The organism is Streptococcus sanguinis, assembly GCF_001078705.1.
Lineage (GTDB): Bacteria > Bacillota > Bacilli > Lactobacillales > Streptococcaceae > Streptococcus > Streptococcus sanguinis_D.
In genome coordinates this window covers 707,889-732,056 of record NZ_CDMW01000001.1, presented here as the reverse complement: position 1 = coordinate 732,056, position 24,168 = coordinate 707,889, and the positions used below count along the sequence as shown (strand labels likewise).

General features: G+C 43.6%; 18 protein-coding genes. 3 read left to right on the top strand and 15 right to left on the bottom strand.

All coding sequences use genetic code 11. The features are described 5' to 3' along the window. Positions 1–6 precede the first annotated feature (6 nt). The 8 genes from SSV_RS03825 to pcrA form a co-directional block, all read right to left on the bottom strand. Positions 7–3,879 carry a GBS Bsp-like repeat-containing protein gene (locus SSV_RS03825; protein WP_176693547.1) on the bottom strand — a complete coding sequence of 1,291 codons (3,873 nt, stop codon included), beginning with the start codon at positions 3,877–3,879 and terminating at the stop codon, positions 7–9. 64 nt (positions 3,880–3,943) lie between these two features. Beyond that, entirely contained in the window at positions 3,944–4,702 is a 759-nt protein-coding gene (gene tpiA / locus SSV_RS03820) for a triose-phosphate isomerase (RefSeq protein ID WP_002900651.1), read from the bottom strand. Positions 4,703–4,983: 281 nt separating this feature from the next. Beyond that, complete coding sequence (rfbD, locus tag SSV_RS03815) at positions 4,984–5,838, bottom strand: dTDP-4-dehydrorhamnose reductase (RefSeq protein WP_002919290.1); 855 nt, start codon at positions 5,836–5,838, stop codon at positions 4,984–4,986. 109 nt (positions 5,839–5,947) lie between these two features. Further along, on the bottom strand, positions 5,948–7,171 hold the full coding sequence (locus tag SSV_RS03810) for a DUF6056 family protein (RefSeq protein WP_072073752.1): 1,224 nt from the start codon (positions 7,169–7,171) through the stop codon (positions 5,948–5,950). A 54-nt stretch (positions 7,172–7,225) separates the two neighbouring features. Further along, on the bottom strand, positions 7,226–8,152 hold the full coding sequence (locus SSV_RS03805) for a glycosyltransferase family 2 protein (RefSeq protein ID WP_072073751.1): 927 nt from the start codon (positions 8,150–8,152) through the stop codon (positions 7,226–7,228). A 98-nt stretch (positions 8,153–8,250) separates the two neighbouring features. After that, complete coding sequence (locus SSV_RS03800; RefSeq protein WP_072073750.1) at positions 8,251–9,531, bottom strand: O-acetylhomoserine aminocarboxypropyltransferase/cysteine synthase family protein; 1,281 nt, start codon at positions 9,529–9,531, stop codon at positions 8,251–8,253. Positions 9,532–9,629: 98 nt separating this feature from the next. After that, positions 9,630–10,028, bottom strand: coding sequence for an NUDIX hydrolase (locus SSV_RS03795; RefSeq protein ID WP_072073749.1), 399 nt, complete (start codon positions 10,026–10,028; stop codon positions 9,630–9,632). Beyond that, positions 10,025–12,313, bottom strand: coding sequence for a DNA helicase PcrA (gene pcrA / locus SSV_RS03790; RefSeq protein ID WP_072073748.1), 2,289 nt, complete (start codon positions 12,311–12,313; stop codon positions 10,025–10,027). Before pcrA ends, SSV_RS03795 begins: the two co-directional genes overlap by 4 nt. Positions 12,314–12,573: 260 nt before the next feature. On the opposite strand from pcrA, the gene SSV_RS03785 reads away from it, so the two are divergent. Beyond that, positions 12,574–13,770, top strand: coding sequence for a cation diffusion facilitator family transporter (locus tag SSV_RS03785; protein ID WP_072073747.1), 1,197 nt, complete (start codon positions 12,574–12,576; stop codon positions 13,768–13,770). Positions 13,771–13,802: 32 nt separating this feature from the next. Here the strand turns inward: SSV_RS03785 and SSV_RS03780 are convergent, their stop codons facing one another. The 5 genes from SSV_RS03780 to SSV_RS03760 form a co-directional block, all read right to left on the bottom strand. Next, positions 13,803–14,540: a hydrolase gene (locus SSV_RS03780; protein ID WP_072073746.1), complete on the bottom strand. Its 738-nt coding sequence runs from the start codon at positions 14,538–14,540 to the stop codon at positions 13,803–13,805. Between the two features lie 141 nt (positions 14,541–14,681). Continuing rightward, positions 14,682–15,239, bottom strand: a complete 558-nt coding sequence (gene lepB, locus SSV_RS03775; RefSeq protein WP_072073745.1) for a signal peptidase I — start codon at positions 15,237–15,239, stop codon at positions 14,682–14,684. A 180-nt stretch (positions 15,240–15,419) separates the two neighbouring features. Then, entirely contained in the window at positions 15,420–16,925 is a 1,506-nt protein-coding gene (pyk, locus tag SSV_RS03770; protein WP_072073744.1) for a pyruvate kinase, read from the bottom strand. A gap of 56 nt (positions 16,926–16,981) precedes the next feature. After that, entirely contained in the window at positions 16,982–17,992 is a 1,011-nt protein-coding gene (gene pfkA, locus SSV_RS03765; RefSeq protein ID WP_072073743.1) for a 6-phosphofructokinase, read from the bottom strand. Between the two features lie 84 nt (positions 17,993–18,076). Further along, complete coding sequence (locus tag SSV_RS03760) at positions 18,077–21,187, bottom strand: DNA polymerase III subunit alpha (protein WP_072073742.1); 3,111 nt, start codon at positions 21,185–21,187, stop codon at positions 18,077–18,079. A 179-nt stretch (positions 21,188–21,366) separates the two neighbouring features. On the opposite strand from SSV_RS03760, the gene SSV_RS03755 reads away from it, so the two are divergent. Then, complete coding sequence (locus tag SSV_RS03755) at positions 21,367–22,074, top strand: ABC transporter ATP-binding protein (protein ID WP_072073741.1); 708 nt, start codon at positions 21,367–21,369, stop codon at positions 22,072–22,074. Between the two features lie 14 nt (positions 22,075–22,088). After that, positions 22,089–22,922, top strand: coding sequence for a lantibiotic ABC transporter permease (locus SSV_RS03750; protein ID WP_072073740.1), 834 nt, complete (start codon positions 22,089–22,091; stop codon positions 22,920–22,922). 42 nt (positions 22,923–22,964) lie between these two features. Here SSV_RS03750 and SSV_RS03745 read toward each other — a convergent pair whose 3' ends face one another. Next, entirely contained in the window at positions 22,965–23,660 is a 696-nt protein-coding gene (locus SSV_RS03745) for an LrgB family protein (RefSeq protein ID WP_141640131.1), read from the bottom strand. Continuing rightward, on the bottom strand, positions 23,653–24,033 hold the full coding sequence (locus SSV_RS03740) for a CidA/LrgA family protein (protein WP_002900667.1): 381 nt from the start codon (positions 24,031–24,033) through the stop codon (positions 23,653–23,655). The genes SSV_RS03745 and SSV_RS03740 overlap by 8 nt, the downstream gene beginning before the upstream one ends. Positions 24,034–24,168: the final 135 nt, after the last annotated feature.

The window sequence follows — 24,168 nt, the reverse complement described above, 5'->3', positions numbered from 1 at the left end:
GTATGTTTATCTATAACGAGGTGTCGCAAAACCACGGATATTTCCATGACCGATACGGTAAGTATTGCGTTTAACTACGTTATTGCTGTTGCCTTCAATCGTGTGAATAATGCCATTTTCGACTTTTTCGACAATACCGATATGATCAGCCCAGCCATCATTTTGCTGGGTATCTTTATCCCAGTTAAAAGTGATGATATCGCCTGCGCTAGGTGTCGAATTGCCATCTTCATTCCAGATACCTAGTCTTTGGAAAATATGAATATGGCGCTCTACACCGCACTCACGGCCAATAAGATCACTCAAGCCCTCTCTTTGGAAAATAACTGTAGTAAAAATGTCGCACCAGTCATCTGTGTTTTTCACAGCATAGCCAACTGGCAACGGTCTGACACTGTTATAATCGTTGACCAAGCGCTGATGCTCAGCACTGCCTCCCCTGACACCTACCATAGCAGCTGCCGCCGCAAGAACACGGTCTCGCTGACTAGCTGACTGAGGACGGTTCACGGAGATAGAGGTCTTTTCTCCACCAGCTCCCTGCAGCTGATTTTGATTATTTAAGTAATACAAGTGAACATTGTATTCGCCTGCATTATTCTTATGGTCACGCGCATATACATGCTTACGATAAGTGCCATCAGCCTGACGATCCGCTGTGTACCATTGGATATCATCTTGACCATTCGCTTCTGACCAAGTCGGCAGGTAAACTGTCTTGAGACCTTCTGGTGCCACAATTCCTGATACTACAATGTCAAACTCTCCAGTATCATTATTCTTATTTTGAATACTGATTTTACCCTGCGGCTTACTGATAGAAACATTGGTCTTGATGCCACCTGCTCCTACTAGGTTGCCATCATTTTGGACATAGTAGAGATGGACATTATATTCGCCCTGAACGTTGTTATGGTCGCTCGCACGAACTCGCTTCTTATAGGTACCATCCGGCTGACGTTCAGCGTTGTACCACTTGATATCATCCTGACCATTGGCCTCTGACCAAGTTGGCAGGGAAACAGTCTTGAGACCGCCTGGAGATACAATATCTGAAACCACAATATCAAAATCGCCAGTTTCGCTGTTACGATTTTGGATACTGATTTTGCCCTGTGGTTTAACTGCTGACACATTGGTTGTAGTACCACCAACACCGACTAACTGCCCGTCGTTACGGACATAGTAAAGATGGATATGATACTTACCAACTGAGTCTTTATGTTTACTAGATTCAACAGTAACTTTATAGGTACCATTAGCCTGATGAGTAGCTGTATACCAAATAATATCATCTTGACCGTTAGCTTCAGACCAAACCGGAACACTGACAACAGACACTTCATAAGGGGCAGAAACGTTTGAAATCACAACATCGAAACTGCCGTTGACATTATTCTTATTTTGAATACTGATGTTGCCCTTTGGCTTACCTAGAGAAACATTAGTCTTTATGCCACCAGCACCAACCAGCTTGCCATCATCTTGCACATAGTAGAGATGAATATTGTACTCGCCCTCAACATTTTTGTGATCACTCACACGAACTCGTTTCCGATAAGTACCGTCAGCCTGACGCTCTGCATTGTACCACTTGATATCATCTTGGCCATTGGCCTCTGACCAAGTTGGTAGGGAAACTTCCTTCAGACCGCCTGGCGATACGATATCTGAAACCACAATATCAAAATCGCCAGTTTCGCTGTTGCGATTCTGAATACTGATTTTACCTTGAACTTTTGGTTTTTCTATAGAAATAGTCGTTTTAGTGCCACTTACACCTACCAAGCTGCCATCATTTTGCACATAGTAGAGATGAATATTGTACTCACCCTCAACATTTTTGTGATCGCTCAGACGAACACGCTTACGATAGGTGCCATCAGCTTGACGCTCAGCGTTGTACCATTTGATATCATCTTGGCCATTAGCCTCAGACCAAGTCGGCAGAGAAACTTCCTTCAGACCGCCCGGAGATGAAATACCTGAAACCACAATATCAAAATCGCCAGTTTCTTTGTTTCGATTTTGAATACTGATGGTGCCCTTAGGTTTGCCAAGAGAAACGGTCGTTTTAGTACCGCTTACACCAACCAAGCGGCCGTCATTTTGGACATAATAGAGATGGACATTGTACTCACCCTGTACATGATTGTGGTCGCTTATGCGCACCCGCTTCCGATAGGTTCCGTCAGCCTGACGTTCAGCAGTATACCACTTGATATCATCTTGACCATTGGCCTCTGACCAAGTCGGCAGAGAAACGCTTTTCAGACCGCCCGGAGATGAAATACCGGAAACTACAATATCGAAATCTCCAGTTTCGCTGTTGCGATTCTGAATGCTGATTTTGCCCTTTGGCTTGATGACAGATACATTAGTTGTAGTACCGCCAACACCGACTAATTGGCCGTCATTGCGGATATAGTAGAGATGGACATTGTACTTGCCAACTGAATCTTTATGTCTGCTAGACTCAACTGAAACTTTATAAGTACCGTTGGCCTGCTGAGTGGCTGTGTACCAGATAATATCGTCTTGACCATTAGCTTCAGACCAAACCGGAACACTAACGACAGACACTCCATAAGGAGCAGAAACGTTTGAAATCACAACGTCAAAGCTGCCGTTGACATTATTCTTATTCTGAATACTGATGTTACCCTTTAAAGGCTGCTTAGCAAGAGCAGACTGCTGGGTAAACCTACCAGTGTAATCAACGCTATGGTCAAATACATGCTTGCCAGCTAACAGCTGAGCCTGGGCTGTAAACTGCCATGCTCCAGCGCCACTATTGTATTTGAGAGATTTAGCTCCATCAAGATTTAAATTAGAAGACGGATACTGGGCCACCCAGAAGTTGCTATAGCCAAATTGCGATGTATTAACCGGTCCTTTGCTACGAAGATTATTTTGATCCAGCCAGCTGGCGCTAGTATAATACATCAGGTTTGAATAACCCAGTCTGCGCATCTCATCCGCCCAAGCCTGGGTATGCTGGTTAATCCCATTTTGCATTTTGGGATCTTCCATGTCATTGACCATGACTGTGTTTTTAGGCAGGCCTAGTCTATTAGCAAAGGCAGCGTAATAACGAGCTTCAGCTCTCGCTTCTTCATCGTTAGTATAGTGCGAGAAGGCATAGGTCGATACTTGTAAACCGGCTCCCTGAGCATTTCTCACCTGAGACTCGGCAAATGGATTGGTGTAATGGGTTCCTTCTGTCAGTTTGACAACGACCCCTCCAACCCCTTTCTGGGCTAATTTACGATAGTCGTCTACGCTGATATGGCCATTGTGGCTGCTGACATCTACAAAGGAAGTACCTTTAATCTCCGCTTGGGAATTCCCGCGGGCTGCCTGAGCCTTTGACCCAGCATTATAAAATACAGTTTTTCCAGCATTACTAGCTTTTGGTGCTGATGCTACTGCAGGACTAGCCTTGGGCTCTGAGGCAATACCAGAATCTGCAACTGAAGAGCTTGCTTTTGCTGACTGATCAGCTACAGTTTCATTCTGATTAAAATTATTTGCATCTGACTGAGTTTGCCCTTCTGGCTTAGCAGGTGCCACCTGAGTTTCTACAGTAGCTGATTGAGCTGCTCCTCCAGACTCAACAGCTGTTCCTACAGCATTCGTTATTTGCTCCTCTTGCTTAACTGCTTGAACTGACTGTTCTGCAGATGATACTCCTACAATCGGCTGATTAGACGCTTGCGATGCAGCCGCATTCACTATCTGATTCTGGGAACTAACAGACCTTTCTGTTTTTAAAATTTCTGACTCAGCGATTGTATGTTCCTCGGCTTTTGCAACATTGGCAGTCGCTGCCAACAAAATAGCCGTACTCGCTAAATAAACCAATTCTTTCGATTTCAACTTTTCTCTCCAACTTTTAAAAAACTTGTCACCTTTGGGAGGACAAGTCTTTTTTCAACATTTTTTATTTTACAAAATCAAGCAATGCTAAGAAGCTTTCAGCTTCAAGTGATGCACCACCAACAAGAGCACCGTCAACATCTGGACAAGCCATGTAAGACGCAACATTTTCAGGTTTTACAGAACCACCGTACTGAACACGAACCTTGTCTGCTACTTCTTGACCAAAGTCGGCTGCTACAACGTCACGAACTGCTTTACACATCTTTTGAGCGTCGTCTTGAGTTGCTGACTTACCAGTACCGATAGCCCAGATTGGCTCATAAGCGATAACCAATGATGCAACTTGCTCAGCTGTCAAGTCTTTCAAAGCAGCTGATACTTGAGCACCAACGAAATCTACCGCTTTGCCAGCTTCGTAAGTTTCAAGCGATTCACCACAGCAGATGATTGGCACCAGACCATTGCGGAAGATAGCGTGCGCTTTTTTGTTGATGTCTTGGTCTGTTTCATGGAAATAATCGCGACGTTCTGAGTGACCGATAACGATGTAGTCAACTCCAACTTCTGCAAGAACTTTAGGGCTGTTTTCACCAGTGAAAGCACCTGCATCTTCAAAGTAAGCGTTTTGGGCTGCAACTTTAAGATTGCTTCCTTTAGCTGCTGCCAAAACAGTTGTCAAATCAAGTGCTGGAGCAGCGATACCAGCTTCTACTAAATCTGAAGAAGGTAGCTTAGCAGCAACCGCTTCTACAAAAGCCTTTGCTTCTTCAGGATTTTTGTTCATTTTCCAGTTACCAGCAATAAATGGTTTACGTGACATATTCACACACCTCTTCTATTTTATTTATAGTAACATTGTAACACAGTTGCATGAAATAATAAAGGTTATCCACAGAATTTCATCAAATTGAAACATCTTTATTTTAAGGGGATAAGATCTGTGGAAAATTCTTCTCATTCTCATTTTCCACCCGTATCTTCAAACCAGCTCTTTCTCCACCAGAGCACGCACCTCAAAATCACCTCTTCAGTCTGCTAGAAGAAAAAAACAGAACCTAGTTTGAGACTAAGTTCTGTCGCTATTATTAACTTCAAAGAAAATCACTGTTTCTTCTCTTGCTTGTAAAACTCTTTTAAGGCATCCTGCCAAGTCGGAATGACAAAGCCTGTAGCCTTAGCCTTGGTCAGACTCATAGTTGAGTTGAAAGGTCGCTTAGCCTTGGCTGGGAACTTGCTGGAATCAACCGGCTGGACTTCCACATCTGTATCTTTGAGAATTTCCACTGCAAAGTCATACCAAGTGGTGTCCTCAGCCGCATCATTAGACAGATGGTAATAACCAAATTCCTTTTGATTTTCAGCCAGATGAGTCATAAATTCAGCCAGCGTACGAGTCCAAGTCGGACGGCCATGTTGGTCATTGACTACAGTCAGAGTTTTGTGCGTCTTGGCAAGATTTTGCATGGTAAAGACAAAGTTTTTACCGTAGTTACCAAAGACCCAGGCAGTACGGATAATGTAGAAACGGCTGGAATATTTCTCAACCAGCTCCTCACCCATGCGCTTGGTACGGCCATACTCAGTCTGCGGATCCGGCCGGTCATCTACTTCCCACTCCTCACCGACAGGCTTTTGTCCGTCAAAGACATAGTCTGTTGAGATGTAGACCAAGGTTGCTCCATGTGCTTCTGCTGCTTTTGCAACATTTTCGGTCCCTGTCACATTGATGGCATAGTCCAGCTCTTTTCCTTCATCCTCAGCCGCATCAACTGCAGTATAAGCTGCGCAGTGATATACCAAGCTTGGCTTGACTTCCGCAAAGACCTTGTCCACCATTTGGGCATTTGTAATATCCATTTCTGCCACATCAACAGCCACATACTCCTCATTGCGCTCATCCAAAAGATAGCGAAGCTCTGTACCCAGCTGTCCATTCGCACCTGTAATTAAAATCATTTGTCTTTCCTTTCATATCATAAACATTCAATGAGTTTATTATAACAAAAAAAGCAGAAAAAATCTGCTTGATCAAATTCCTATCGGAAAATATACTTCATAGTATGATTTAGAGAACAGCCTCTTGCCGCTTTTGATATTCTGTATACAAGTGATACAACAATCTGCAAGTAATAATGAATAGACTTATCATCAGAGGCAAAAAGGTTCGAGTGCTTGAGGCGTAGAGAGTGGGGGATAATGAAATGACCATGCGGCCAATAAAACCAATTACAAATAAATAGATCAGCCATATTTTTTCTTTAAAATCTGAAACTACAAGCCATAAAGCATAAAGAATCATTAATAGCAGCAAGCCATAAAAAGCGACCGCGCTCATATACGTGATATTAAAAGAAAATGTCCCTGATTCTCTGGCTGCTTTACTGATACCTGTTAAGGTACCAAAAATAGTATTCCAGCCCATTTTTTGCGAAAAAATATTGAACAAAACAAAACCGCTCAGAGCTATGGCTGTTACATTTTTCTTATGAAGAGCATAAACAAAGAGCACAAGCAAGAAGACCATCACAAAGGCAAAGGACGTGGAAAGCAGATTATCCCCTGTCTCCAGAAAGCCAAGCCCAAGCTTTTGGAAGATATTCAAGTTCGGAAAGTTGGGGAACCAACTGACAATATTCTTTTCCAAACGCAGAGCATTCCCAGGAGACAGCTTGGCTGATATGATTCCTAAAGCGCTCAGTGCCAAATAGCATAGATTACCCAGTAAAGGTTTTTTATCTTTCTTCGCAAGGACAGTTTCAAACAGAAGCCACAAAAAAGCATAGACTGCTAATTGTTCTTGCATGATTGCAACTAAAAAGCACAAAAGACTAGCTATATTAACCCAAATATTTTTAGATTCTCTGAAAAAAAGTGCAAAAAGCAACAAGGATGCAGGGAAAATGTAATTAACATAGGTCGGAATAGATCCCGCGCTTAAAAATTCAGTTGCCGGAAGGAATATAAAAATTAGTAAAGCTGGCAGCCAAGGCAAGGAGGGAGTAAGATTCCTTAAAGCATAAACCAAAAGCAAGGTTGCCAGAAAGGCTGCTGCTATAAACAGCTTTTCGTGAACGGAAAATAATAAGGTAGCTGACTCAATGAGCAGTCTACTGCTCCATGTAAAATAACGATCAAGCCCAAAGAATAAATAATTGTAATGAAATTCCTTAGCATATTCTAAAAAGGCTGTTTGGTCTCCTACTGGGGTGATTTTATTATTGATGTAAAACTGTATCGCATAAATAAACGAAGACAAGCATAAGACAATATTAATTTTTTTATTTTTCACAATCTCTCCTCAGCTAAATAAGAGTCACTTAAGCTCAAAAACTCTCTCAAAGACTCATTTACTCTTCTCCTTAATCACATAAATCGGCCGATGCTTAGTTTCCATAAACACTTTTCCGATGTATTTGCCGAGTATGCCGATGGTCAGCAGCTGGAAGCCTCCGATAAGGAGAATGACAGTCATGAGGGACGGCCAGCCCGATGTCGGGTCACCAAAAACCAAGGTACGGATAATAATCACCGCCATTAGGATAAAGGCTAAAATCCAAGACAGGATACCGCCTAAAAAAGCGATGTTCAGCGGTGCATCAGAGAAATTGACAATACCTTCCAAGGAATAGTTGAAGAGGGACCAGAAATTCCAAGAGGTCTTGCCGGCTACTCGTTCGACATTTTTGTATTCCAAGTACTCTGTATTGAAGCCTACCCAGGCAAAAATCCCCTTGGAGAAGCGATTGTACTCTGAAACATCCAGAATAGCCTCTACCATCTGGCGGCGCATCAGTCGGAAGTCACGCGCACCATCCACCATCTCTACCTGACTAATCTTATTAATCAGTTTATAAAACAGATTGGCAAAAAAGCTCCGGATAGGTGGCTCTCCCTCTCGAGTAGTGCGACGGGTCCCCACACAGTCCAGTTCTGGATTCATGTCCAACATAGCTTTCATCTCAATCAGAAGCTCGGGCGGATCCTGCAAGTCCACATCCATGACCGTCACAAAATCCCCACTTGCCTCTTGGAGCCCAGCATAGAGCGCTGCTTCTTTTCCGAAATTACGAGAAAAGGACAGATAGTGCACATCTGGACAGCGTCTGCTGAGCTCACGCAAAACAGCCAAGGTGCGGTCTGTCGACCCGTCATTGACAAAAATATATTCAAACTGGTCACGGATTTGATATTTGACCGCTTCCATGGCTTCATGAAATAAAGGAATAGACTCTTCTTCATTGAAGCACGGAACAATCACTGAAATTGTCATATTGATTACCTACTATTTTTTAATATCTTTCATTATACCAAAAAACTAGGCGAAAACCTAGTTTAAATCATATTTGCTCTATCTAGAGGTTCTGAAAATTAGATAGATTCCAAGGCTAGTTTGAGATCCTCTATCAAATCATCCACATTTTCCAGCCCGATAGAGAGACGGATTTGATTTGGTGTAATGCCTGCTGCCAGCTGAGCCTCTGGCGACATCTGACCATGAGTTGTCGTAGCTGGATGGACAACCAAGGACTTAGCATCGGCTACATTGGCCAAGTCAGAGAAAATCTCCAGGCTGTCAATAACCTTACGAGCTTCTTTCTCTCCGCCATTGACATTAAAGGTGAAGATAGAGCCCACGCCTTTAGGGAAATATTTTTCTGCCAAAGCATGATAAGGACTGTCAGCAAGCTTGGGATAATTGACCTGCTCGACCTTAGGATGCCCTGCTAGGAAATCTACAATCTTCTCGGCATTGGACACATGGCGCTCTACGCGCAAAGAGAGAGTTTCTAACCCCTGCAAGAAGAGAAAGGCATTGAAGGGGGACATGGCAGCGCCTGTATCGCGCAAGAGCTGGGTCCGGACGGCGGTGACAAAAGCTGCTGCTCCGACATCGCGCGTATAACTGATATCATGATAGCTCGGGTCTGGGTCTACAAACTGCGGGAACTTGCCAGAAGCTTCCCAGTCGAAACGACCGCTGTCCACAATCACACCACCAATGCTGGTTCCATGACCTCCAATAAACTTAGTAGCAGAATGCACCGCAATGTCCACACCATGAGAAAAAACATTGATCAGATATGGTGTAGCAAAGGTATTGTCGGAAATCAACGGAATCTTGTGAGCATGAACCAGCTCTGCCAAAGCTTCAAAGTCAGGAATATTAATCAAAGGATTGCCCAAGCTTTCAATCAGAACCAGCTTGGTATTGTCCTGAATGGCTGCTTCTACTTCAGCCAGATTTTCAATATCCACAAAAGTCGTGGTAATGCCATAGCGAGGCAGGGTTTCCTTGAGCAGATTAAAGGTGCCACCGTAGATGGTGGAGGCTGCCACTACATGGTCGCCAGCATGCGCCAAAGCTAGAACGGTATAGGTAAGGGCCGCCATACCAGAAGCTGTTGCTAGAGCTCCGACTCCACCCTCCAAAGCCGCAATTCGCTCCTCAAAAGCAGACAGGGTCGGATTGGTAATCCGAGTGTAGATATTTCCCGGTTTGCGAAGGGCAAAGAGATCTTCTCCCTCCTGAGTATCGTCAAACACATAGGAAGTTGTCTGGTAAATAGGCAGAGCCCGCGACTTAGTTGTCGGGTCCACTGTTTGTCCGGCATGAAGCTGCAGAGTTTCAAATTTAAATTCACGTGTCATAAGGTCACCTCACTATAGTTATGTGATAAGTCTACCACTAAACGCCCCCCTTGACTAATAGAATTTCCTTATCAAAAGAAATAAAGAGAAGCTATATCTTATAGCTTCTCGGTTATAATCTCAAAAGTCGCTTGATTGCTGGGCCAGTACAACTGCGACGAAACTTTGTCTAAAGCTACCCACTGAGCTCCTACATGCTCATCAGAAATCTGGATTTCCTTCTGTTCTATCAGAACTAGAAAGAGATTTTTGTGGATGGACAGATTTTCATCAATCTTTACCATAAAATCTCCAAGACCCGTCAGACTTGAACAAGCTAAGAGCAAGCCGGTCTCCTCTTTTATTTCACGAAGGCAGGCTTCTTCTGGACTCTCACCACTCTCAATCCCACCAGTAATGGGCTGCCAAAAGGAAACTTTCTCATCCTCAACTTTCAAGAGCAAGATTTCTCCATCCTCTGGATGAAAGAGCCAGGCTTCAATCGACTGCCTCATCATGATTTTTTCTCAATCGGTGCTATGCTGGCCAGCACTTTCTTCAGACCAACTTCTTGGAAATTAATCTTGAGCTCTTGACTGTTTCCACTGCCAGAGACTGCCAAAACTGTTCCATCGCCCCATTTCTTATGGTGGATAATATCTCCGATAGCCCAAGCAACTTCAGGCTTAGATGGCTGGCTCTGACTGCTCTTTCCAAAAGGCAGACTGCCAGTAGAAATCGAACTAGGAGCCGCCTGACGCTTCCGCTCTTGTAGAGCCTGGGCTAGACTCATGCCCTGACCGAATTTGCTAGTATCGCTATTGGTGTAACTGACCTTAAAGGAGCTATTTGCCGGCCGAGCCAGTCCCTGATAGTCTAGCAAGTCTGAGCTGATTTCTCTCAAGAAGCGATTAGGATGATTATAGTTGGTTTTACCATAAAGCATACGGGAATTGGCATTGGTCAGATAGAGAATCTTCTCTGCTCGGGTGATGCCAACGTAAGCAAGACGCCGCTCCTCTTCCAATTCATCCTCATCTTCAGATGCTCGGCTCAGAGGGAAGACATTTTCCTCCATTCCAACCAGAAAGACGACTGGAAATTCCAATCCCTTAGCCGCGTGGAGGGTCATCAGAGTCACTTCGGAATTCTCCTGGTCTCCGTCATCTGTGTCCGCAATCAAAGCTAAGTCATTGAGAAAACGGCTGAGCTTATCAAGGCCAGACTCATCACTAGGATTATCTGGACTTTCATCAAAGTTCTTGGTTACAGACAGGAATTCTTCGATATTTTCAATTCGAGCTTGACTTTCCAAGGTTGCCTGGGCTGCCAAGGCTGCAGTATAACCTGTCTTTTCCAACACGGCTTCTACCAGCTCCGTCACTGTATAATCGTCCAAATGCTCCCGAAAGTCAAGAAGCATATTGGCAAAATCATAGACTGCCTGAGCCGCCTTACCCTTGACTGGCGAGAGCAGGATATTAGCCGATGCATCCAGGAAAGAGATTTCCTGACTGGACGCAAAATCCCGAATTTTCTCCATCGTTCCTGGTCCGACACCACGCTTAGGCTCATTGACCACGCGCTCATAGCTGATATTGTCGCTGGGATTGGCAATGAGGTTGAGATAGGAAATGACATCTCGGATTTCCTTGCGGCTGTAGAACTTGGTTCCACCGACCATGGTATAGGGAATATTGGATTTGAGCAGGGCTTCCTCCACCGTCCGTGACTGGGCATTGGTCCGGTAAAGAACTGCAAAATCCCTATGACTGTAGCCTTCTCGGTTCAGCTGATCAATGGTTCGAGCGACAAAGAGGGCCTCATCCTGCTCGTCATTAGCCCGATAGTAGACAATTTCCTCACCGTCTTCGTTTTGAGTCCAGAGATTTTTAGGACGACGGTTGCGGTTGTTTCGGATGACTTCATTAGCTGCCTGAAGAATGGTCTTAGTAGAGCGATAATTTTCCTCAAGCAGGACTACCTTAGCTTCTGGATAATCCTTTTCAAAGTCTAGGATATTCTGCATATCAGCTCCCCGCCAGCCATAGATAGACTGGTCAGCGTCTCCGACCACGCAGATATTCTTAAAGCGGGAAGCCAAGAGCTTGACCAACTGGTACTGGGCATGGTTGGTATCCTGATACTCGTCCACATGGATATACTGGTAACGTTGCTGGTAGTAGGTTAGGACGTCAGGATTTTGGTCAAAAAGCCGCAGGGTCAGCATGATCAAGTCATCAAAGTCCATAGCCTCAGACTGGCGTAATTCCTTTTGATAGGCCGTGTAGCACTTGGCCACAATCTGAGTATACATATCACCAGCTAGATTCGCATAGGCCACCTCGTCAATCAGGTCATTCTTAGCATTGGAAATGGTCCCCAGAATGGCACGCTCATTCCACTTTTTTGGATCTAGATTGAGATTTTTAAGAATCCGCTTCATCAGGGTCCGCTGCTCGCCCGGATCGACGATGGTGAAGTTGCGGTTGTAGCCAATATGGTCTGCTTCTCGCCGCAGGATGCGCACACACATGGAGTGGAAGGTAGCGATTAAGCAATCTTGGGCCTCCGTTTTGAGTTTTTCAGCCCGTTCTCTCATCTCCCGCGCCGCCTTATTGGTAAAGGTAATGGCAAGGATATTCCAAGGATTGACCATCTTTTCATCAATCAAATAGGCAATACGGTGGGTCAGTACACGGGTCTTACCCGAACCAGCTCCCGCCATTATCAGCAAAGGCCCTTCTGTTGTTTGAACCGCCTCAGCCTGACGGTCATTCATACCGTTTAATAAAGGATGCATATTTCTTCCTCTTTCAAAGTCAATGCTACTATTATAACAAAAATCCTGATGAAGCTAAACCAGAAAGAAGAGGAATTTCTGATTTTAGATTAGATTTTAGGCAAAGTCATTTAAGTCGCCCTAAGCCCGAAGGAAATTGAAAATCAACCCTATTTTTGCTATAATATGCCCATATGAGACTTAGAACATTTGTCCAGAGATGACATTTCTTCTCAAGTCTCTTTTCCATTCTGCTGCCCCACTTAGAAAGAAAGGCTGTCATGAAAAATCCTAGTAACAATCTGAAGCTAGCGGAGAGAGGAGCCATCCTGTCCATCGCTACTTATCTGATTCTATCTGCGGTCAAGATTATCGCAGGCTCGACCTTCCAGTCCTCCAGTCTGACGGCCGATGGCTTCAACAATGTCTCTGATATCGTGGCTAATATCGCCGTTTTAATTGGCCTGCGTATGGCCAGAAAACCAGCCGACCGTGATCATCGCTTCGGCCACTGGAAGATAGAAGATCTGGCCAGTCTCATCACATCTTTCATCATGTTTTTCGTTGGATTTGATGTTTTGATTGAGACTATTCAAAAGATTATCTCTAATCAAGAGACTAAGATTGACCCAGTTGGTGCCGTGGTCGGAATCATCTCGGCTATCATCATGTTGGGTGTTTATTTTTACAATAAAACACTGGCTAAAAAAGCTCATTCCAAGGCTCTGGATGCTGCAGCCAAGGACAACCTGTCAGACGCTGTCACTTCTATCGGCACTTCAGTTGCTATCATTGCCAGCGCCTTTAACTTTCCAATCGTTGATAAGCTAGCAGCCATTGTCATTACCTTCTTCATTCTTAAGACAGCCTATGACATCTTTATGGAATCTTCCTTCAGCCTGTCCGACGGCTTTGATGAAAGCCTGCTGCAGGACTACAAGCAAGCTATCCTGGAAATTCCTAAAATCACTCAGGTTAAGTCCCAGCGGGGTAGGACCTATGGCAGTAATATCTATCTAGATATTATTCTTGAAATGAATCCAGACCTCTCTGTCTATGAGAGTCATGAGATTGCGGACCAGGTTGAGGATATGTTGATGGAGCGCTTCGGAGTCTTTGACATTGACATTCATATCGAGCCCGCTCCCATTCCCGAAGATGAGAGATTGGAAAATCTTTATCCAAACCTACTCATGCGTGAGCAGCTCGTGGAGCAAGGCAGCCAACTGGATATGCTTCTGTCAGCAGAATTTCTTTATATTTCCCAAGATGGCCGACAGCTAAACAAGGCTGAATTTCAGGCAGAAAGAGCCTCAAAAACTCCTCTCAAAAACTTTGAACTGCTTTCTGTCAGCCAGAAAACCAAGCTCATCCGATATGAAATGGACGGTGTCATCCATACCAGCCTCTGGCGCCGTCACGAAGTATGGCAAAACATCTTTCACCAAGAGACACGAAAAAACCAGTCTGATGATTAAGTCAGCCTGGCTTTTTCTTTGCAACACATCCTTCATTTCTCCGTATAATAAATAACAGTAATGCTATCTAGACTTTGCAAATTTGTTGGTTTCTCTTTAGCTTTCAGGCCATCTTTTTCAGGATTGTCAGACAAATGATAGTCATCATAGCTGTCATCTAGGTCGGTATAAATCTTTATCTTATCATTAACAAGTAAAGCAGCATATCTTGCCTGTCCAAAAGGCTTTCTTGAAATCTTTGTAAATTCAATTTTTTCAACATTTTCATAGTGATTCAGTAAAAATAAAGCCAGACCCTCTTCCTGGTTGCGTACCTTTACTTTTTCCTCTGTCGTCAGCCAAGCATTCTGTCCAGAATAAATAACATCCGTCTCACCCGCATCTTTAAAATCTGTGACCTTCTCTTTCTTTTTCAGACGAAAAGTCAATTCTTTCGAATCAGTGTGAGAGCTATCATTTATATTATAGTTTTCATCTTTTGAGTCCAAAGAAACATGTGGGATATAACTGGTGTCATTTACTATGAGACTAACGGAATCTCCTTTCCATAAATTTCCCTTGGAAAATTCATCAAATTCAATTTTTTGAACATCTTCATAATGATTAATGATATAAAGTGCAATCTTTTCCTCCTTCTTACGAAGCTCCGACATTTCAGTATCTGACATCCATATTTTTTCACCATCTCTATTTACTATACTGCTGCATGCTGTCAAAAAACTTAGAGCAAGTATAGCAAACAATAATAATTTCTTCTTTCTTGACTTCAAAAGTAATCTCCTTTTTGCGGTCTTTTGATATTAGTATACCACATCAGGACAAGTATCTTTATGTTTACTTGTAACTTTAAAGTTGATTTTCAAAGAAAAAAACCAAGACTTGCCCTGCCTTGGTTGAAAATAGACTTCAGTTTACTTATTCTTAATAAAACCAAATTCATTAAGCGGTGAGAGTCGGAACTCCACCACTCCCTTGATTTGACTGGCTTTGATGAGCCCAAATTCTCGGCTGTCCTTGGTATTTTCACGTCGGTCATTAAGAATCAGATAAGAATCTTTAGTAATTTTATCAGACTTTGAGTCTTTTAAATCCATAACAGAGAAATCATGAGTGTAGTAACCAGAACTTCCTGCTGAAGCCAAATATTTCTCGCGCATTCTTTCGATGTATTCTTCCGACATGACCTGACCGTTCAGGTAAAGGAGGTCATCCATATAGGTTACCTGATCTTTTTCCTGAGCAATGACCCGGCCGACATAGTCTTTGCCGTCCACTTCATAGAGGACAAAGTCTCCACGCTTGATGTCTTGCTTTCTCGTCGCCAAGACCAAGTCATTCTTTGCCAAATAAGCATTGCTGTCTTGCTCAGTCAGCCGATAAGGCGTATAAATAAAAACTCTCAGCCCTATAATGATAGCTGCCAGTACTGAAAAAATAATGACATTTCTTAATAAATCTCTCTTTAACATCTGTCTCTCCCATCTCTTTTATACCATTATATCATTTTTCGACAAAATAGACAAAGGGACAATCTTATTTCAAAAATCAAAACACTGGCGTGTCCTCCTTCTCAAGCAAGATAATGGTCATCACTTTGACAAGAAAAAACCGATGATTTTCCAATCAACGGTTCTTTTTATTGTCTTAGATTAACGTACTGTACGGATACGCATTGTGTTGGTACGAACTGCTTCACCAAGCGGCACACCAGCAACGATAACGATATCATCACCAGATTCAACCAAGCCTTGCTCAACCGCAATCTTTTCAGCGATGTCAAACATATCATCTGTGTTAGATGGAGTGTTTGTAGTCACTGGAATTACACCCCAGTTCAGCATAAGACCGCGTTGAGTCAATTCGTCAAAAGTGATAGCCAAGATATCAGCATTTGGACGGTATTTAGAAATCAAGCGAGCTGTGTGACCAGTCTTAGTAAGGGTAACTACCAACTTGATATCCATTGAGTTTGTAGCATCTTTAACTGCTGAAGCCATAACTTCAGTCTTAGAGTTGCGCTCAAAGTTATCAGTTGTCAAGCGGCCATATTCGTTAAGAAGGGTTTGAGCATTCTTATCGATAGTCGCCATTGTTGTTACTGACTCAAGTGGGTATTTACCATTTGCAGACTCGCCTGAAAGCATAGTTGCATCAGTTCCGTCGATAACAGCGTTAAATACGTCTGATACTTCTGAACGAGTTGCACGTGGTTTTTCTGTCATGGTTTCAAGCATGTTAGTTGCTGTGATAACCACTTTACCAGCTGCATTTACCTTCGTGATGATCATCTTTTGGTAAACTGGAACCATTTCGAATGGTACTTCGATACCCATGTCACCACGGGCAATCATGATACCATCAGCAGCTTCAATGATTTCGTCCAAGTTATCAATACCTTGTTGGTTTTCGATTTTTGCAAACAATTGAACATGGCCATTACCAGTTTCTTCACAGATTGCACGAACTTCGTTGACGTCTTTTGCAGTACGTACAAATGAAATCGCGATGAAGTTGATTCCTTGCTCAAGACCAAAGCGGATATCGTCATTGTCACGCTCAGCAAGCGCTGGGAAAGGAATCTTAGTGTTAGGGATGTTCACACCTTTTTGCTTAGCAATGATGCCGTCGTTTTCAACTTCTACTTCAAATTCACGAGTAGCATCGTCTTTAGCGATAACACGAAGACCAAGTTTACCATCATCAACCAATACTTGACGGCCAACTTCAACATCATCGTAGATGTCCAGTCCACCAGCAACGTTCAAAGCAATGACTTCACGAGTAGATTTGATACCTTGCTTAGTAGCAACACGGATTTTTTCACCAGTCTTGTATGAATACTCTTTTACATCGCCTTCGAACAATTCTGTACGAATTTCTGGTCCTTTTGTATCAAGAAGGAAACCAACTTTTTGGCCGGCAATTTCTTCTGCACGCTTAACAGTTGCCATGCGCTCTCCTTGCTCAGCATGGTCACCGTGTGAGAAGTTGAAACGGAATGTGTTTGCGCCAGCTTCAATCAACTTAGCAATGTTTTGAGCTGATGCTTCAACATCCAGCTTTTCTCCCCAATATCCGTCATCACCGAATTTTTTACCACCACGGATTTCTACCGCAGGACCTAATGTTGCAACGATTTTTACACGTTTATTCATGATTGTATGAAACTCCTTCTTCTATTTGGCCTCTTGGCCTGAATAACAAATAATAATTAAATATTGATGCTGCGGTTCAAATCAGCCAAGCCCAGATCAGCCTTGTGCGGATTGTTGACGACAATCTTGCCTTCGGCAGTCAAGCTAAAGAGTGCTCCTTCTTCAGCAGTTCCCAAGATTGGGCTTTCAACCATCTGCTCATTGCGGATTCCAACAGCAACTCCGCCGATACCTTCTTTAAGCAGTTTAACAGCATGTGCTCCCATACGAGATGCAAGAACACGGTCACGCGCAGTCGGTGATCCTCCACGCTGGATATGTCCGAGCTCTGTGACACGCAAATCGCTCATATCTCCAGCTTCTTTCAGCTTTTCAGCAAATTCATCCGCTGACATGACACCCTCAGCCAAGACGATGATGTTGTGCTTCTTACCCTTGGCATAGCCACTCTTAATGCTTTCAACAACTTCTTCGATCTTGAAACCTTCTTCAGGAACGATGATTTCGTCCGCACCAGATGCGATACCTGCCCAGAGAGCAATATCACCAGCATTACGTCCCATTACTTCGATAACGAAAGTACGGCGGTGACTGGATGAGGTATCCCGAATCTTGTCAATTGCATCCATGGCTGTAGTAACAGCTGTATCAAAACCGATAGTGAAGTCTGTTCCGACGATATCATTGTCAATGGTTCCTGGAACACCAACAGCTGGGAAGCCGTGCTCTGTCAAGCGCATCGCACCGTGGTAAGATCCATCACCACCGATAACAACGACACCTTCGATTCCATGTTTTTTAAGCTGCTCAATCCCTTTCAGCTGCCCTTCTACGTGGGCAAATTCAGGATAACGAGCAGAGTGAAGGAAGGTTCCACCGCGAGAAATAATGTCACCAACTGATGTCGCATCAAGTGGGTAAATCTCGCCAGCAACCATTCCAGCGTAACCATCATAAATCCCGTAAACTTCCATTCCTTCGGAAATTGCTTTACGAACAACCGCACGGATGGCAGCATTCATACCAGGGGCATCACCACCACTAGTCAAAACAGCAATACGTTTCATTTCGCTTTTTGCTCCTTTTTCTTTTTAACATTCTTATAGATTATACCACAATCATCATGAAAATTCTCTTATTTTCCATATTTTTTAACGAAAAATCGTTTTCATAGTATAATTCTTCAATTCCTCTTGCAGCTGCTCTGATTTCTCCACTCGGAAATGAGGTGCAGATATGGTTCGCTTCTCATCTTCATAGCGCAGGACAACCGGAATATTGCCGGGGTATTTCTGCAAAATCTGAGATATTTCCTGATCATGTTCATGGCCTGCAAGCTTTATCCAGAAGCGTTCTGTAGTGGCTTCTTCTATATCTGACAAGACCAACTGTAAGCGTCCATCCCGTTCCTGCACCTTGCCGGTCAAGTAGTAAATACCCTTCTCCTTAATGCGTTCACCCAGCTGGCGATAGGTATCAGGAAAGAGGGTGACATCGAGCTTTTTCTTGGTATCTGAAACCTGCAAAAAGGACATATTCTCGCCCTTCTTAGTCCGAATAGTCTTGATAGTCTGGACTTCAGCCAGAATCCTAGCTCTGCTATTTTCTGTCAGCTCACTAATCCAGCTAAAGGGCTGATCCGCTTCTTTGGCCAATTTAACCAAGGGGTGATCGCTAAGCCCTACACCGATAATGCTCTGTTCCAGCTCAAACTTTTCAGCATCGCTGAAATCCTGAGCCTCTGTCCAAGAATAAGTCGTATCAGCAAAGAGGCTGCCCAGCTCATCCGCAAATACAAATAGATTAGGCAGATTGGCTAGAATTTTTTGGCGATTTTTCTCAAAACTGTCAAAGAGCCCCAGCTGGATCAGAGGAGTCAGCAGCGGAATCTTATGGTAATTCTGAGGCAGGCGCAGAATAAAGTCTTCCACCCCAGTAAAGGCGGCATTTTGTCGCTCTTCGATAATCCAGTAAGCCAAATCCCTAGGCAGGCCCTTGATATTTTTCAGGCCCAAAAAAATCTTCTTATCCTGAAACTTATCATGATAGGGAATATTGTTGATACTGAGGGGTGCTGTTTCAAAGTCAAAATTCAGGGCATCGGTGATATAATCGCTGCTAGAATAATTGAGCATAACATCAAAGAAAACATCTGGATAGTGAGCCTTGAAGTAAGCCAACTGAAAGGCTAGAGCTGAGTAGGCGTAGGCGTGGCTGCGATTAAAGCCATATCCAGCAAACTTCTCCATAATAGCAAAGACTTCCTTGGCTTTGGATTTCGAATGCCCTAGCTTGAGAGCACCTGCAACAAAGTCTTCCTGCATGCGGTGCATTTCAGCAGCACTTTTCTTGCCCATTGCCCGCCGCAAAATATCGGCTTTACCTAAACTAAAACCACCAAAGCGCTGGGCTACCTGCATGACCTGCTCTTGGTAGAGCATGATACCGTAAGTCGGGGCTAGAATATCAGCCAAACTATCATCAATCAACTCCACTTGCTCCAGTCCATGCTTTCTCTTGACAAAATTGTCAATATAATCACTGGCTCCAGGACGGTTGAGAGAGGTTGTGGCCACTACTTCCTCAAAGCAAACTGGCTGAACCCGCTTAAGCAGGCTGATAGCACCTGGCTGCTCAAACTGGAAAATCCCCTTGGTCTGGCCAGCTGCAAAGAGTTTCAGAGTTTCTGCATCCTCCAAGTCAATCTCTGCAATCTCAATATCCACCTCGTATTTTTTCAGGGTTGCTTCTTTCATCCGCTGGACAAAGGTCAGATTGCGCAAGCCCAGAAAGTCCATCTTGAGCAGACCGTTGCTTTCCACACCGTGGGCATCATATTGGGTGATATACATGTCCTCACCATATTTGAGCGGTATCTGGTCTGTCAGGTCATTGTCGCTCATCACAACGCCGGCTGCGTGGATAGAAGTCTGACGGGGATTACCTTCGATCTTTTTAGCAATATCAAAGGCCTTTTGATATTCCAGCTTACTATTGATAATCTGACGAAAGGCCATATTTTTCTCATAAGCAGCGGTCAGACTATCCCCAAAGCGGATTTTCTTGGTGATATTGGTCAGTTCATACTCTGGCAGACCGAAGCGCTTGAAGACATCACGAATGGCCTGCTTGGCTCCAAAGGTCGAGTAGGTCACAATCTGAGCCGCATGCATACTGCCATAGCGGTCGCGAACATAACGGATAAATTCCGGCCGGTAAACATCGGGAATATCGATATCAATATCGGGCATGGTATAGCGCTCCAGATTGAGAAAACGCTCAAAAAGCAAGTTGTTCTTGACTGGATCAATCCCAGTGATTTCTAAAGCGTAGGCTACTAGACTACCGACAGCAGAGCCTCGGCCCATTCCCATATAATAGCCCTGACTGCGACCAAAGCGCAACAAATCCCAGACGATGAGAAAATAATCATCAAAGCCCATCTGATGGATGACATCCAGCTCCTTTTCCAGTCGTTCCTGATAAAGTTTACCTGTTAAACCGCGTTTTTTTAAGCCAGCTTCGGATCGCTCCCGCAGTTCTTCCACGGCTGGCCGCTCCCGATTAAAGCGGGGCAGTTTCAGCTCCCTATTTATATCATAGTGAACATGACAGACTAGCTTCTCAAGATTAGCCAGACTCTCTGGGAAAGTTTCCTTAAAAGCTCCTGCCAGAGCATCTGGTGCCAGCAAAAACTCATGATTGGGAAGACTGCCAATCTCCCGCAAGCTGGCATTTTCTCGAATAGCCCGGAGCATCTGCAAGGTTTCCAAATCCCCCGTGTCAAAATATCGGACGGTATGCAGGGGCAGGGTTGGCCGACCAAACTCCTGCTGGGGCGTTGCTGGAAAGACTCCAACATAAAAATCCAACCCCAAATCCAGATCTGCTACTCCGTCAAAAGCAGGAACAATTACAGCCAATCCCTTAAAAAGATGCTGGAAATCCTCCCAGTTTTTTTGTCCCATCATCTTGAGAGTCGAGACTTTCATCAGATTGCGATAGCCCTGACTGTCTAAGGCCAACAGACGGAGATGAAGCTCCTGTTCTGCCTTGATCAGACTCAGCTCCAAGCCTAAAAGCGGCTGCAGTCCCGCAGATTCGGCTTCCTCTAAGAAATGATAAGCCCCATAGAGATTGTCCACATCCATCATGCCCAGATGACTGTATCCTAATTCCTTGGCTTTCTGCACATATTTCTTTATCGGGATCAAGCTATCCATAAAACTGTAAACAGTTTTGGTATCAAGTTGTATCACCACATTTTTCTCCTTGAACACGCTCTAGTTCTTCTTATAACTATTATACCGTAATTCATCTAATGAGGGAAATAAGAGTTGACTAGAAATAAATATTCCGGTCGTCTTTTCTGAGTTTCTTTGCCATTTTTTAAAGGAAAAGGTATAATAATTGTAAATTGAAGAAAACAAAGGAGACATGTATGAATCAGTATCCTCTGGTCTATCTTGACCACGTCCATAAAAATTATGGTGACGCACCCGCCCTGTACGATGTGAGCTTAAACATCCAGCCTGGCAGAATCATCGGACTTCTAGGTCCTAATGGCAGCGGCAAGACAACTATTATCAAGCTTATCAATGGTCTCTTGCAGCCCACCTCTGGCCATATCTATCTAAAAGGCGTCAAACCTTCTCCTGATACCAAAAGAATCGTTTCCTATCTGCCAGATACGACTTATCTAAGCGACAGTTCCAAAGTAATCGAAGCTGTAAAATATTTCCAAGATTTTTATGATAATTTTGACAGCGCGAAAGCCATGCAGCTTCTAAAGGATCTTCATATCGATCCTCAAGCACGCATCGGAAGCCTTTCAAAAGGAAACAAGGAAAAAATGCAGCTCATTCTGGTCATGAGCCGTCACGCGGAACTCTATATCCTAGACGAGCCTATCGGTGGTGTTGATCCGGCTGCTCGCGACTATATCCCGCAGACCATCATCCAAAATCGCACGCCTCAGTCTTCTGTCATCATTTCCACCCACTTAATTGCAGATATCGAGCCAATCTTGGATGAAGTAATCCTGATTAACCAAGGTCAGATTCTTTTGCATGAAAATGCTAATCAGCTGCGTCAACAGTACAATCAATCAATTGATACTCTCTTCCGCAGCCAGTTTCGCTTTTATTAGGAGGTCTTCATTATATGTTTGGAAAACTGTTTAAATACGACTTTAAGTCTAATTACAAATGGTATTGTATCACCTTTGCCATTCTTCTGTCTCTCTCTATCTTGATGGGATTTATAACTGGCAGCAGCTTGAGACCTGAGGTCATGGAACGCTATAGTGACTACCCAATGGCTACTAGTGGTGTTATTGTCACTTTATACCTACTCTTCTTCTTGCTTTTTTCTGCATCCTGCGCTGTCTTTCTGTCCAATACCATCATTATTATCCGTCGGTTTTATAAAAATGTTTTTGGGCGAGAAGGCTACCTGACTTGGACCTTGCCGGTTACGCCGCATCAGATTCTTCTGTCTAAGCTTCTTTCCGCATTTGTTTGGACCCTCTTGTGTATGCTGACCATGTTTATTAGCGGCCTTGTCATTTTTGGCATTGCCCTCCCTATTACAGGCTATTCATTTAATGATTTTTTTAAATATATTGGCGAAATCCCAGATTTATGGCTTTGGATTGTCAAATACGGCTTCCTTAATCTCCTTCAAATCCTTTCTGGTATCCTCTTCTTTTATCTAGCAATCTCAGTCGGACAGCTATTTAAGAAGAATCGGATTATGATGTCTGTGCTTTTCGGATTTTTGATTTGGAGTGTTCTGGCGGTCATGTCAATCTTCTTACCTAGTTTCTTCAATCCATATGGCCTATTTGCTCCATACGATTATAGTAACTCCGCTACGAACTTTGAACAGATGCTAGATGTCTTTCTTATTATCCGAATCGTCTTTGAACTGGTCAAAATTTTTGGTTTCTATTTTACAATCCATGCCATTGTAAAAAACAAACTAAATCTTCAATAAGCAAAACAATGTTGAAACAAAACGTTTCAACATTGTTTATTTTTACTTCAGAATAATGGCTGCCACGATGGGGCTGACCAGAACGTACATGAGTCCGGTCACGCCAATCGCAAGTCCTGCCATAGCTCCTGCGACTTGACCGTATTTAAAGGCGGTTCCCGTTCCTACCGCATGGCCGGTCCCCCCTAAAGCTAGACCGATAGCTACTGGATCTGTGATTTTTAAGAGCTTAAGAAGCGTTGGCCCCAAAACACTGGTCAGAATTCCCGTCGCAACCACCACCACTAATGTCACTGTAGCAAGACCTTGCAGCTTGTCTGTGATACCAACAGCCATGGCCGTTGTGACAGACTTCGGAAAAAGAGAAACAGCCAGAAAGAAATCCATGCCGAAAAACTTAGCCAGCAGAGCAGTGAAGCTGGTGTTGACTACGACTGCTGCAAAGGTCCCAATCAAAATACTGCGTGCATGGTGCTTCATCAAATGAAAAGTCTTGTAAAGCGGAATCCCCAAAGCAACCGTAGATGGCACAATTAGGTTGTTTAAATAGGAGCCGCCGACATAGTAATCCTTGTAGGAAATACCGGTTAATTTTAAAAAAGCAATGACCAAAACTGCTGCAATCAGCAAAGGAGTTGTCAAGGGATGAGGAAATCTCCGAAAAATCAATAGACCGAACAGATAGGCCAAGATAGACAAGGCAAGGCCAAAGAAAGGGTTGCTCCATAAATCAGACATTGCTGGCGTCTCCTTCCTCATAATCTCCTTCAAAACGAGTCTTAATCAGCTGCACCACAACTGCAATCACGCAGACATTGAGCACAATCGCTCCTAAAACAATCAAAATAATCGGCAGCAGATAAGGTGCAATGACCTGAAATTTATCCATGATACCAACCGCAGGAGGCAGAAAAAGAATGGTCATATTTGCCAAAAGAAAATTGCCAACCATGCTGATATGACGCAGGCGTAGGAGCTTGAACTGCAGAGCCAAAAACAGCAAAACCAGACCTATGATACTGCCCGGAACAGGCAGGTGGAAAACACTTGAAATCCCTTCTCCAACGAGGGAAATCATAAAAATAATCATCAACTGAACGTATAATTTCATACCAAACCTCCATCACTTGTATATCCAGTTTACTCCTTTTCAGAAAAATATCAAGGTGCTTTCAGAAATTAAAACCTTTACATCCAAAATTTGCTTATAAAAATTCCCTCCATTGTCTGCAATAGAGGGTCATTC